Here is a 12,701-nt window from a genome sequence, read left to right on the forward strand (position 1 = left end):
GCACATCAAGCCTGTCGCGTGGCTAGCATGACCTCACAGCCGATACAAGGCTGTGTGTTGATTTATGCTTCCAAACAACTGGACTCTTTTGTAGTCGTACCATCAGGTATACTGCTTCTGGGCACATAACAATTCTAAAGATCCGGATTTCTGGAGCCGAGCCTGATGGCCTTCGCGACGACTGATCAATCCCGCAGCTTCGATCTGCAGGTTAAACTGGATACGCTGGTTCGCTTGCGCTGGCTGGCGATTGCTGGCCAAACCATATCGCTGATCGTTGTTTATTACGGTCTCGGCTTTCCCTTGCCCATTGGCTACTGCTACGTCTTGATTGCGGTTTCGGCGTGGCTGAATGTGATTCTCAAGATTCGCTGGCCCGCCAGTACTCGGTTGCACGAAAATGGTGCGGCTCTTCAATTGGCCTACGATATTCTCCAGTTGGCCGGCCTTCTTTACCTGACCGGGGGGCTGGGAAACCCGTTTTGCTTTCTATTGGTGGCTCCCGTAATGGTCTCGGCGACGGCGTTGTCGTTCAAGAACACCATTATGTTGGCCTCTCTGGCAGGGCTCTGCGCGACGGTGATTGGCATCTTTCACATGCCTTTGCCATGGTATGGCGGCGAAACCTTGCAGATGCCACCAGTCTATACCGTGGGGATATGGGTTTCCCTGTTATGCAGCATGTTCTTCATGGCTACCTACGCCCTGCGTATCGCAAGCGAAGCACGCCAATTGTCCAATGCGCTGGCTGCCAGCGACATGGTGCTTGCGCATCAACAGCATCTTTCTGCACTTGATGGTTTGGCAACAGCGGCTGCGCATGAGTTGGGAACGCCCCTTGGAACCATCTATCTGACAGCCAAAGAACTGGCGACGGAGTTTGAAGAGGGAGACCCGCTGCGCGAGGATGCTGAACTGGTGTACATGCAGGCACAGCGCTGCCGTGACATCCTGCAAAAGCTTACGTCGCTGTCCAGTGATACCGATCAGCATTTTCAACGCATGCCTCTTTCTCAGCTTTTGGAAGAAGTGTCACAGCCGCATCGCGGTCTTGGTATCCATATCGATGTTGTCTTGGAAGGGGATGGGCCGGAACCTGTTGGGCAACGAAACCCCGGAATTGCGTATGGGCTGGGAAATATTCTTGAGAACGCGGTCGATTTTGCCCGCCGAACGGTCGAACTGAAAGCCACCTGGGATGATGAACAAGTGGAGATCACGATTGCCGACGATGGACCTGGCTTTGCTCCGGATGTGATGGCCCGAATGGGCGAGCCCTACGTGTCGAAGCGCGGACTGGCCAAGAAAATTCAGCCCTTGGGGAAAAATAAGTTTGATAAAACAAAGGAACAGTCGGCAGGTGGCCTTGGTTTAGGCTTCTTCATTGCCAAAACATTGCTTGAACGGACGAGCGCACGACTGAGTTTTGGCAATCGGAAACCGCCTAAAACAGGTGCAATTGTTCGTATCAGATGGCCGAAAAATGCGATGGATCAATCATAAGCTGAAAAAATGCCTTAGATTAATTCTGAGGTGACTGACATGTCCATTATCGCGGAACAGGCCTTCCCAAGCTTGGGTCAGTCATTATAAGAAGGACCAAAGCAGAGCAACGTGGACCCATTGGAAATGAATGAAACTGAAACTGCACCCCTGGGCCGTCTTCTGATTCTCGATGACGATAAGGCGTTTCAGCAACGCCTTGCGCGTGCCATGGAGAAGCGCGGCTTTCACACTGAAACCGCAGATGGTGTCAAGGAAGCGCTGAGCAAAGTTGCTGCCGAAGCGCCGGACTTTGCTGTGTGCGACATGCGCCTTGAGGACGGCAGCGGCCTTGATGTTGTTGAAGCCATTCGCATGAAAAAACCGGAAGCGCGGGTCATAGTGCTTACGGGCTATGGGAATATTGCAACGGCCGTTACTGCGGTAAAGCTGGGCGCGATCGACTATTTGTCCAAACCGGCAGATGCTGACGATATTTTTGCCTCGCTAATGCGCCGCCCAAACGAGAAAGCGACACCACCAGAAAACCCGATGTCTGCAGACCGAGTGCGGTGGGAACACATTCAGCGTGTTTACGAACTGTGTGATCGCAATGTTTCTGAAACGGCTCGTCGCTTGAACATGCACCGCCGAACGCTACAGCGTATCTTGGCAAAGCGAGCACCACGCTGAGCTGCAGCGCGAACACTGTTTGCGCGCGTTATGTGTTTAGTGCAGGCTGTGAGGCATCGCAGCCTGCCAGATCTCGTGGGCGATGTTTCACTCTGCCTTTGGGGTATTATCCAGGCTGTGCTTGTTGATCAAAGGTAATTGCGCAATCGTGAATGCCATTGTGATCGGCATGAAACCAAACACTTTGAAATCCACCCAAAAGTCGGTGGAGAAGTTACGCCATACGATCTCATTGATCACGGCGAGAACGAAGAAAAAGATGCCCCATCTTAGGGTCAACTTGCGCCAACCTTCATCATCAAGCCGGAATGCGCTGTCAAACACGTAGCCGAGCAGAGATTTGCCGAACAGCAAGCCGCCCAGAAGAATGCTGCCAAACATGACATTCACGATAGTGGGCTTGAGTTTGATGAAAAGCTCATTGTGCAGATAAAGCGTCAGGGCGCCAAATACCAGCACCACAATGCCTGAAACCATTGGCATGACTGGCAAGGTGCGTATCAGGTAGTATGAAAATCCCAATGAAATGGAAATAGCGATCATGAAGGCCGCTGTTGCCAGAAAGATCGGCTGGCCCAACCCAGCCAGCACGGGGAAGCTTTCCATCAACTGTTCACCGCGCGTGTTGGCAATAAAGAACACAGCCAGAGGTCCAAGTTCCAGCGCCAACTTCAAGAATGGCGCAACTTCTTTGTGGCCCTTTTCGTTGGGCGCGTGTTCAAATTCCATCTAAAGTTCTTCCCCCTACCAGACTGTCTGATCTGGCAATGAATATTGGTCGTGTTCCGGACACCTTCAGCCTTATGGCGCTAAACTGTGTCAGTAATTTGCAGTTGGAGCAATGGGAAGGGCTTACCCTGTCCTTCTGTTCCGATCTGACAATTTTCCTGAAGCCTTGGTTTGAATAGGATGCAAGGGCGTTCAGGATTTTGCTCATTCACATCCACTTTGGTTGCGCCGTCTTCGATGATTGCATGGTTCAGCAGCGCTCGGCCAATGCCTTTGCCGCGTATATTGGCATCAATGAAAAGCATTTCGATTTTGGTATCCGCAGTGGTGACAAACCAAAGGATCGAGCCTCTCTCGTCAACGGCGCAGTTCGGTGAGACTGCATAAAAATACCTGTCGTGAACAAGCGTTTTGAGCAAACCAATGTCAGCTTCCGACAAGAAAGTATGGGTGGCGCGAACGGGTCGCTCACCGACCTCTGCAATCTCCTCATACTGATCTTCTTGCTGCTGAATTGCAGCGAGTGTCTGCATTTTTATTAGAAGTTGGTTCGGGCTCGCATCGCCTGTGACAGCGTACCTTCATCTAGATAATCTAGCTCTCCCCCGACAGGAACACCGTGGGCGAGCCGGGTCACGCGAACTCCGTCAAAGCGAGCCAGTTGGTCGGTTATGAAATGAGCTGTCGTCTGTCCCTCGACGGTCGCATTGACTGCGAGAATAACTTCACTGACGTTTCCTTCGCTCACACGCTCCACAAGCTTGGAGATGTTCAGGTCATCAGGGCCGACGCCATCTAGTGGGGACAGGGTGCCATTCAAAACATGATATTGCGCACTAAGCGCGGAAGCGCGTTCCAATGCCCATAAATCAGAAACATCTTCAACAACGATAATGACGGAGGCATCCCGTCTTGGATCGGTGCAAATGGTGCATGGATCGGAGGTATCGACCGTCCCACAGGTTGAACAAACACACACCTGATCAACGGCAACGCCCATGGCCTCGGCCAGTGGAATAAGCAGTTGGTCTTTCTTCTGTACCAGGTGCAATGCGGCCCGTCTGGCTGATCGCGGCCCGAGGCCGGGCAGTTTTGAAAGAAGCTGGATCAATCGTTCGATCTCTGGACCGGCAACGGGGCGGGTGCTCATGGGGTGTCTTCAGCTTTCAGGTCATGCGCAGGGAGCAGGTTAGGGACGGGCGTTTGGCAGCCCGCCCTGCGTGAAAGGGGCGTTTCTCGCCGCTCAAAATGGCAGTTTCATTCCCGCCGGCAGGCCCATGCCCGACATCAGTTCCTGAGTCTTTTCCTGCACCAGGGCTTCGCCCTTGGCTTTTGCGTCATTATGAGCTGCAAGAATAAGGTCTTCCAGAATTTCGGTCTCCTCTGGTTTTACCAGAGACGGATCGATTTTCAGTGCTGTCATCTCGCCTTTTCCGTTCAGCGTAACGGATACCAAACCGGCTCCGGACGTGCCCTCAACGGAGAGTTCGTTCACCTTGGCCTGCAGTTCGCCCATTTGCTCTTGCATCTGCTTGGCCTGTTTCATCATCTTAAGAAAGTCCATCGGACAACTCCTTTTCAAAGGGCAATCGAAGGTGCGAAGGCGGTCGTTGTGTCAAGGTCCGCTTTGCTCGCCAGCCTTATAGTTCTTCTTCCATATCGATGCCTTCGAGCCCGTCGTCAAGCAGAAGCGAAGGGTCGAGTTCATGCTCATCCTCATCCTTTTTGAGCACTTTGACATCAACCACCTTGGCCCCCGGAAATGCTTTCAGAAGAACCGAGACCTCAGGATCTGAGTGCGCTTCGGAAACCAACTGGCGCTGATTGGCTTCTTTTTCCTCGAAAAGCGTCGGGCGCCCTTGTTCGCGGCTGACCACGACAACCCAGCGGCGTCCGGTCCACTCTGTCAGCTTTCGCCCCAATTCTCCAGCAGCGTCCGGTGGTGCCTCTTCGGATGGTTGCACTTCAATGCGGCCCGGTTCGAAGTTTACGAGACGCAAAGAACGCTCAATGGTCACCTTCATGGGTATGTCGCGCATTCTGGCAGCGCATTCGGCGACGTCCTGCCAACTGCGCAGCGCGATCTTTTCGTCCGGCTCCGGAACTGGCGCAGATTGCGGCTTTAAAGCAAGTGCGGATCCGGTGCCAGAAACCGAATGCAAATGAGGTGCCGGTGCGTTTGTTTCGCTTGTTGGCGCACTGTTGTGCTGGTGTGAGCGATCTGCGGCGGCGGTTGCCTTGTTGGCGGTTGAGGCGGTGGGCTGGGAAGACGAAGCAGCACCGCCTGTGCTTTGTGCCTCGCCCGCCTTAAAACCCCCGGATTTTAAGAGCCTGAGCGCTTCCTCCGGATCGGGCAGGTCCGCTGAATAGCACAACCTGACCAGAACCATATCCGCTGCCGCCAGCGGCTTTGGCGCGTTTTGTGTTTCGTTGATGCCTTTAAGCAGTATTTGCCAAGACCGTGACAAGACACGCATGGAAAGCTTGCTCGCAAAATCCCGTCCGCGTGTACGTTCCGTCTCTGTTACTGTTGCATCATCGGCCGCGCGCGGAACCGCCTTGAGGCGCGTTACAAGATGCGTGAAATCGGCAAGATCCGATAGAACAACAGCCGGATCGGCGCCGACATCGTATTGGGCTTTCAGCTCTTCCAGAGCGTTGGACACGTCACCACGCATTACATGTTCAAACAAGTCGATGATACGTGAACGATCCGCCAGACCCAACATCTGGCGAACATCCTCTGCTTCAATCCTCCCAGCTCCATGAGCCATCGCTTGATCCAGCAGAGATAGCGAATCTCGGGCTGATCCTTCGCCAGCGCGTGCAATCAGCGCCAGCGCTTCCTCGGAAATCTCGATTCCTTCATTGTCGGACACGCGGCGCAGCAGGTTCTGCAGAGTGCCGGACTCAATGCGACGCAGATCAAATCGCTGGCATCGCGAGAGCACCGTCACCGGCACCTTGCGAATTTCTGTCGTGGCGAAAATGAATTTCACATGTTCTGGTGGTTCTTCCAGTGTCTTCAGCAAGCCATTGAAAGCTGCATTGGACAGCATGTGCACTTCGTCGATAATATAAACTTTGTAACGGGCATTAGCAGGCCGGTACCGTACCGCCTCGGTGATCTCTCTAATATCGCCAATACCGGTGTGTGAGGCGGCGTCCATTTCAATCACATCAACATGCCGCCCTTCCATGATGGCTTGGCAATGGATGCCCGGACGATCGAGATGGATTGTCGGCTGGTTGACTTCACCCGGGATTTCGTAGTTCAGCGCTCGCGCCAAAATCCGCGCTGTCGATGTCTTGCCCACACCGCGAACACCTGTAAGCATCCAAGCTTGTGCAACACGTCCGGTTTCAAACGCATTTTGCAGCGTTTTGACCATTGGCTCTTGGCCGCATAGATCCTCAAAGGTGCTTGGACGGTATTTTCGCGCCAGCACACGATAGCCAGCGCCATTATCACCCAACGGGGTGCTGGCTGCAGAAGCTTGGCTGGTCTGGTCTGTTTGCAAGTCGTCCATAAGGCCCCGCATTAAAAGCTGCAAAACCGGCAGCAATCATGGTCCCGGCCATTCAAGACGAAGACCGGCCGCTTGTCGAGTATGGGCGCGGGGAACAAAATAAGAAGGTGGGAGGCTGGCACGGTGACCCGTGCCGATGCTCGTTAGGGCTGCTTCCTTCCGGACCTGACCCGGTTGGCGAGTGGCTCGTCCACCACCAACCTCCCGAAGCCCTTGTATGGTGGTTTTTTGTCCCAAATGCAAGCCTGCTTCTGCCCCATGTGGACGATTTGATCGAAAGGAAAAGGCAGTTTTTGTCATCGGGGTTGCATGGGCGTGCGAGAAGGAGTTCATTGGAGCGCCGCGCAAACCCGAGGAACCAGATGCGATGAATGGACTATGGACACCGCAAGAAATGTCCCGTTTTCAATGCTTTTCCGCCAATCCGCTTGATAGGCAGGCTGCATTGAGATCCAAGCCGGGATCAATGGCGGCGTTTGCCAACCAAGAAGACGTTGTTTTTGTACTGGCGAGCGGGGGGCATTTTGTCTTTCAGAAAATCAGTGAAAAGATGACCTGCTTCCTGAGCCGTAGTTCGCTCGAGCGTTTTCTGCCCGTCTCGGATGAGCACATCTTTCTGGGGCTTGATGATGCCAGAAATCGGCGTCCCGTATTCGCGGTTCAGTTGATGCAGAATCCGGAAACATTGATGGAAGCCGTCTTTGCGGACCCTCAGTATGAGTTGATTCCGCTTCGCCAAGCTGCTGTTCAGCAACGGGTTTCCCACGAGGATTTTGGCGTGTTGGCTCAGGCCAACGCGTTGTTGAACTGGCACTACACGCATCCGCGATGTGCACGTTGCGGCGGTGACACCAAGATGGCGGAGGGCGGATACCGCCGTGATTGTGTGGCGTGTGATGCGCAACATTTTCCGCGCACAGACCCTTGTGTCATCATGCTGATTCAGAACGAACGCGGAGAAGCGTTGCTCGGCCGACCTCACAACCTGCCGGAAAACTTGTTTACTACCCTGGCTGGTTTTGTGGAGCCCGGGGAGACCTTCGAGGATGCCGTCCGACGCGAAACCTTTGAAGAATCCGGTATTCGCGTGGGTGAGGTTCGGTATGTCGCATCACAACCGTGGCCGTTTCCTTCCAACATCATGATGGGCTTTCACGGCAAGGCCATTACGACACAGTTGAACGTTGACTACGAAGAAATGTTCGATTGTCGATGGTTTGACAGAAGTGAAGTTGAGAAAATGCTCAGCGGCACTGCAGAAACTGGACTGTTTTGCCCCCCGGAAATCTCAATAGCTCATCAATTAATCAGACTATATGTCCAAGGATATTGATCTTCCCTTAGGTTAATATCTCGCGCGGTACAGGGGGAGGGCCGAATGGCTACATGCATGTATTTGACGCATCCGAATGTTGATATTGATCCGGCAGTGCCGGTAACGAATTGGGATCTGTCGGATGTGGGCATTGCTCGCTTGCGAAAGGGGTTGCGCCAGCCTTGGCTCGTCTCTGTTGATCACGTCATTACCAGCACAGAGAAAAAGGCGCTGGAAACAGGTCGGCTGATTGCCAATCACCTCGGTATAGATAGTTGGGCCGTGGAGGGACTGCACGAGAATGACCGGTCCTCTACCGGCTACTTGCCACCGGAAGAATTTGAAAAAGTGGCGGATGAGTTTTTTGAACGTCCCGCAGTGAGTATCCGTGGATGGGAGCGCGCGTTGGACGCACAAAGCCGGGTCGTCGCCGCGGTCAAAAAGGCGCTCGCCGAATTGCCAGATACTGCGTCAGTTCTGTTTGCTGGTCATGGTGGAGTGGGAAGCTTGCTGCGATGCCATCTCATGGATGCTGGCATCACGCGGAATTTTGATCAACCCGCCGGTGGTGGGTGCTATTTCTTTTTTGATCCAGAAGACTTGGAGAAAAAATCCGCAACTTCTGAAAGCACCGCATGGCGTCGTATCGAGCAACTGACCGATAAGGTCGTGAAGGCCTGAGGGGTTGTGATTGCGCGCATCCACGCCTATCTCTGATTTTGTTCCGAAATCCGAAGAGTCGTGAGTAATGTTAGCTGCCGCAATCAAGTCATTCTCTCAGGTGTTTCAGCCTGAGTATCGTGCCATTCTCTGGAAGTCTCTTGGCTTGACGATCGGTTTGTTGGCAGTGCTTTGGATTGTCATCCAAGGGCTGTTTGCTGGTTTCGTAACTCTTCCTTACCCATGGTTGGAAACTGTTCTTGGAATCCTGACGGGGCTTGGTGCCTTCATCGGTCTTGGTTTTCTTATCGCGCCGGCATCGGCCATTTTCGTAGCGTTTTATCAGGACGATATTGCGGAGCTCGTTGAACGGCATGATTACCCATTGGATCCTGCCGGCAAGGCCATGCCGCTGCTTCAGGGGCTGTCCATTGCTGCCAAGTTTCTTGGTGTCGTGCTACTGGGCAACTTGCTCGCGCTCGTTTTGCTGTTGGTTCCCGGCATCAACATATTCGCGTTTTTTGCGGTTAACGGGTATCTGCTCGGCCGGGAATTCTTTGAATTCGCGGCAATGCGCTTCATGAGTCCAGAAGATGCACGAGCGTTGCGCCGCGCCAATGGTGGTCTTGTTTTTGTTGGGGGGCTGTTGATCGCGTTGGTGCTATCGGTCCCGATCGTCAATCTTGTGACTCCCATTTTTGCGACAATCTTCATGGTTCATATGTTCAAGCGGCTGCAAGGTCGGTCGGCGGTGGTGGCATGAGCCATCGCGATACCGATCCATCAACCGCCTGCTTTCGCCCATTTGACCCTCAGCGGGATTTGCAATGGGTGCACGCACTCAATCAAGCCAATGGAGACAAGCTGTCGTTTTTGAGCACTGAAGAACTCCTCGAACTTATCGCTTCAGCCAGCTACGCGCGAGTAAGTGATGATTGCATGGCCTTTTTGATCGCCTTCGAGGAGACGGATCTTTATGACAGCCAGAACTTCAAATGGTTCCGGCATCGCTATGCATCATTTACCTACGTTGATCGGATTGCAGTTGATCCGCGTGCGCAGGGGCAGGGAGTGGCGCGATCTCTTTACGAAGATTTATTTTCCTTCTCGAAGCGTCGTCACAAGCCGTTTATTGGATGTGAGGTAAACTCAGATCCGCCAAATCCTGCATCAATGGCTTTCCACCGCTCGCTGGGATTTGAGCAGATTGGCTCTGCCGTCATCAGTCAGGGGCAAAAAACCGTTTCCTATCTGGCAAGAGCGCTCTAAGTAATCAATGAAGGCGTTGATGGAGTGTTGTTGCATTGCATATCGCGGAGTCATGAGTGCTGAATAATTTCGATTTAATTCAGAAATGAAATTCATGAGAAAAAATCTCATGTTTTTGACGCGGTAGAAAACGGGTTTTTCCTGATTCTTCCCACAGCATTTAAGTTCTCGATTCTTTGCTAACCCTCTGATTTTGTATGGTGTCTACGTTTAACGATGAAGTTAGCCGTTCGGATGCTTTGACGCACTCATCCGTTAGAGTTATTAGACACCAGTGCAACGCCTTGTTTTATTTACGCTTACGTCAACGCAAGCGAATGCAAGGGACGGGAGAGAGTTTTATGGCGAATGCTGATTTGAAGGCCAACCGGCCGTTGTCGCCTCATCTTCAGGTCTACCGTTTGATCCTGACGATGCTGATGTCGATACTGCACCGCATCACCGGCGCGGGCCTGTATTTTGGGACGGTGCTTGTCGCGTTTTGGTTGGTCGCCGCTGCATCGGGGCCGGAATACTATGAGTTTGCGAATGCCGTCTTTGGGTCATGGTTCGGTCGCCTAGTATTGTTCGGGTTCACTTGGGCCTTGATGCATCACATGCTGGGTGGTCTGCGCCACTTTATTTGGGACATGGGCCGGGGCTTCAAACTGGAAGCGGCCAATTGGATGGCAAAAGCCACCATTATCGGGTCCGTTTCCCTGACAATCCTGCTTTGGATTATCGGGTACATGGTTCGCTGAGGGGAGAGAGCTAATGACTGACATGCGCACGCCTCTTGGTAGGGTACGTGGCCTTGGTTCCGCGAAAGATGGCACCATGCACTTCTGGCGCCAGCGGGTTACGGCCGTCGCCAATGTGTTCCTGATAACCTTTTTTGTCTTTCTGATCATTTCCCTTCAGGGTGCTGACTACCAGACATTTGTCGCAACGATGCAGAATCCGCTCATTTCGGTGCTGATGCTGCTGGTCATCCTTGTCGGCTGCTATCACATGAAGCTGGGGATGCAGGTGATCATAGAAGACTATGTCCATTCCGAAGGCATGAAGCTGATGGCGTTGATGGGCAATATCTTTTTTTCATCGTTTATCGCACTAGCTTCCGCCGTAGCAGTGCTCAAGATCAGCTTCGGAGGCTGAACACATGGCTGGAACAACCAGTGAGGCTCAAGGACCGGGCACAAATGGTCGTGCCTACGAGTTCATAGATCACACCTTTGATGTTGTTGTCGTAGGTGCAGGCGGCGCTGGACTGCGCGCCACTCTCGGCATGGCCGAGCAGGGATTGAAAACGGCCTGTATCACCAAAGTCTTTCCAACGCGGTCCCACACGGTCGCGGCTCAGGGCGGTATTGCGGCGTCATTGAAGAACATGACGCCAGATAGCTGGCAGTGGCACATGTACGACACCGTGAAGGGGTCTGACTGGCTTGGCGACACTGACGCAATGGAATATCTGGCTCGCGAAGCGCCTGCCGCTGTTTACGAGTTGGAGCATTACGGAGTTCCATTCTCGCGCACGGAAGACGGCAAGATTTACCAGCGCCCGTTCGGTGGCCACATGCAAAATTTTGGTGAAGGTCCTCCCGTGCAGCGGACGTGTGCCGCCGCCGACCGGACCGGCCATGCCATTTTGCACACCCTCTATGGTCAGTCGCTCAAGAACAACGCCGAGTTCTATATTGAGTACTTTGCTCTGGACCTGATCATGTCTGATGACGGTGTGTGCCAAGGGGTGATTGCCTGGAATCTTGATGATGGCACCATTCACCGTTTTTCAGCCAAGATGGTTGTGTTGGCAACTGGTGGATATGGCCGGGCCTATTTCTCTGCAACCTCTGCACATACCTGTACCGGGGATGGCGGTGGCATGATAGCTCGCGCCGGACTGCCCTTGCAGGACATGGAGTTTGTTCAATTTCACCCGACTGGCATTTATGGCGCTGGGTGTCTGATCACTGAAGGTGTGCGCGGAGAAGGCGGCTATCTGGTCAACTCGGAAGGTGAGCGCTTCATGGAGCGCTATGCGCCCTCTGCCAAGGATTTGGCATCACGTGATGTTGTGTCGCGCTGTATGACACTCGAGATTCGGGAAGGGCGCGGTGTTGGCAAGAACAAAGACCATATCTTCCTGCACCTTGACCACCTGGACCCGGATCTGCTGGCTGAACGTTTGCCTGGAATTTCAGAGAGCGCTCGCATTTTTGCTGGCGTTGATGTTACCAAGGACCCAATTCCTGTTCTGCCGACAGTGCATTACAACATGGGCGGTATACCGACCAACTACTGGGGCGAGGTCCTGAACCCGACCGCAGAAGATCCAAATGCGATTGCGCCAGGGCTTATGGCCGTCGGTGAGGCCGGATGTGCCTCGGTTCACGGCGCAAACCGCTTGGGCTCCAACTCCCTGATCGATCTTGTCGTGTTCGGCCGCGCGGCTGCCATCCGGGCAGGCGAAGTCATCGACAGGGAAGCTCCCGTACCAACCCCGGACGAGGCGTGCTGCGACAAGATCATGGCTCGGTTCGACAAGCTGCGTCATGCAGACGGCGGCACTCCTACCGCGAAGTTGCGCGAGAAAATGCAACGCACCATGCAGGAGGATGCGGCTGTGTTCCGGACGCAAGAGAGCTTGGAACAGGGGTGCCAGCGGATTTCGGAGCTTTGGGGTGAGATGTCTGATCTCAAGGTGTCTGACCGGTCTATGATCTGGAATTCTGACCTGGTGGAAACTCTTGAACTTGAGAATCTGATGGCGAACGCGATCACCACAGTTTACGGCGCAGAGGCTCGTAAGGAGAGTCGTGGCGCGCATGCGCGTGAAGACTACAAGGACGGGCCGCTTGATGGCCGCGACGATGAGAACTGGCGTGTACACACTATCTCCCAACTTTCCGAAGACGGGAAAGTGACGCTGACCTATCGTCCCGTGATTGAGGATCCGCTGACGCCCTACGATAAGGGTGGGATCGATCCGAACAAGATCGCGCCAAAGGCGCGTGTCTACTAACCGCCGAACCGGAGTG

Annotated in this window: 14 protein-coding genes and 1 other RNA gene; 9 read left to right on the forward strand and 6 right to left on the reverse strand. The window is 53.6% G+C overall.

Going from position 1 to position 12,701, the window contains the following annotated elements; all coding sequences use genetic code 11:
* The first annotated feature begins 165 nt into the window (after window positions 1-165).
* Together G512_RS0103820 and G512_RS0103825 are read left to right on the forward strand one after the other, a co-directional pair.
* A complete protein-coding gene (locus tag G512_RS0103820) occupies window positions 166-1,503 on the forward strand; it encodes an ActS/PrrB/RegB family redox-sensitive histidine kinase (protein ID WP_036488396.1) in 1,338 nt (445 codons plus the stop codon).
* A 111-nt stretch (window positions 1,504-1,614) separates the two neighbouring features.
* Entirely contained in the window at window positions 1,615-2,175 is a 561-nt protein-coding gene (locus tag G512_RS0103825) for an ActR/PrrA/RegA family redox response regulator transcription factor (protein ID WP_407636261.1), read from the forward strand.
* 87 nt (window positions 2,176-2,262) lie between these two features.
* On the opposite strand, the gene G512_RS0103830 is transcribed toward G512_RS0103825, so the two are convergent.
* The 6 genes from G512_RS0103830 to ffs all read right to left on the reverse strand — a co-directional run bounded on the left by G512_RS0103830 (window position 2,263) and on the right by ffs (window position 6,639).
* Complete coding sequence (locus G512_RS0103830; protein ID WP_028480565.1) at window positions 2,263-2,904, reverse strand: septation protein A; 642 nt, start codon at window positions 2,902-2,904, stop codon at window positions 2,263-2,265.
* Window positions 2,905-2,984: 80 nt separating this feature from the next.
* The gene (locus G512_RS0103835; protein WP_028480566.1) at window positions 2,985-3,437 is read right to left on the reverse strand and encodes a GNAT family N-acetyltransferase; all 453 of its coding nucleotides are present in this window, start codon (window positions 3,435-3,437) and stop codon (window positions 2,985-2,987) included.
* 5 nt (window positions 3,438-3,442) lie between these two features.
* Complete coding sequence (recR, locus tag G512_RS0103840) at window positions 3,443-4,054, reverse strand: recombination mediator RecR (RefSeq protein WP_028480567.1); 612 nt, start codon at window positions 4,052-4,054, stop codon at window positions 3,443-3,445.
* A 93-nt stretch (window positions 4,055-4,147) separates the two neighbouring features.
* The gene (locus G512_RS0103845; RefSeq protein ID WP_028480568.1) at window positions 4,148-4,468 is read right to left on the reverse strand and encodes a YbaB/EbfC family nucleoid-associated protein; all 321 of its coding nucleotides are present in this window, start codon (window positions 4,466-4,468) and stop codon (window positions 4,148-4,150) included.
* A 76-nt stretch (window positions 4,469-4,544) separates the two neighbouring features.
* On the reverse strand, window positions 4,545-6,434 hold the full coding sequence (locus tag G512_RS19905) for a DNA polymerase III subunit gamma/tau (RefSeq protein WP_036488399.1): 1,890 nt from the start codon (window positions 6,432-6,434) through the stop codon (window positions 4,545-4,547).
* A gap of 107 nt (window positions 6,435-6,541) precedes the next feature.
* An RNA gene (gene ffs / locus G512_RS22340) (signal recognition particle sRNA small type) lies at window positions 6,542-6,639 on the reverse strand.
* Between the two features lie 189 nt (window positions 6,640-6,828).
* Here ffs and nudC point away from each other — a divergent pair.
* From nudC to sdhA, 7 genes are all read left to right on the forward strand, one after another.
* Entirely contained in the window at window positions 6,829-7,767 is a 939-nt protein-coding gene (gene nudC, locus G512_RS0103855) for an NAD(+) diphosphatase (RefSeq protein ID WP_036488542.1), read from the forward strand.
* Window positions 7,768-7,812: 45 nt separating this feature from the next.
* Entirely contained in the window at window positions 7,813-8,430 is a 618-nt protein-coding gene (locus tag G512_RS0103860) for a histidine phosphatase family protein (protein ID WP_028480570.1), read from the forward strand.
* Between the two features lie 67 nt (window positions 8,431-8,497).
* Window positions 8,498-9,172 carry a sulfate transporter family protein gene (locus G512_RS0103865; protein ID WP_028480571.1) on the forward strand — a complete coding sequence of 225 codons (675 nt, stop codon included), beginning with the start codon at window positions 8,498-8,500 and terminating at the stop codon, window positions 9,170-9,172.
* Window positions 9,169-9,678 (forward strand): GNAT family N-acetyltransferase, encoded by a 510-nt coding sequence (locus G512_RS0103870; protein ID WP_051268858.1) that lies wholly within the window; start codon window positions 9,169-9,171, stop codon window positions 9,676-9,678. The genes G512_RS0103865 and G512_RS0103870 overlap by 4 nt, the downstream gene beginning before the upstream one ends.
* A 341-nt stretch (window positions 9,679-10,019) precedes the next feature.
* Entirely contained in the window at window positions 10,020-10,418 is a 399-nt protein-coding gene (gene sdhC / locus G512_RS0103875; protein WP_028480573.1) for a succinate dehydrogenase, cytochrome b556 subunit, read from the forward strand.
* Between the two features lie 13 nt (window positions 10,419-10,431).
* On the forward strand, window positions 10,432-10,815 hold the full coding sequence (sdhD, locus tag G512_RS0103880) for a succinate dehydrogenase, hydrophobic membrane anchor protein (RefSeq protein WP_028480574.1): 384 nt from the start codon (window positions 10,432-10,434) through the stop codon (window positions 10,813-10,815).
* A 4-nt stretch (window positions 10,816-10,819) separates the two neighbouring features.
* The gene (gene sdhA, locus G512_RS0103885; RefSeq protein WP_028480575.1) at window positions 10,820-12,685 is read left to right on the forward strand and encodes a succinate dehydrogenase flavoprotein subunit; all 1,866 of its coding nucleotides are present in this window, start codon (window positions 10,820-10,822) and stop codon (window positions 12,683-12,685) included.
* Window positions 12,686-12,701 lie beyond the last annotated feature (16 nt).

Source organism: Pseudovibrio exalbescens DSM 16456 (assembly GCF_000422785.1).
Lineage (GTDB): Bacteria > Pseudomonadota > Alphaproteobacteria > Rhizobiales > Stappiaceae > Pseudovibrio > Pseudovibrio exalbescens.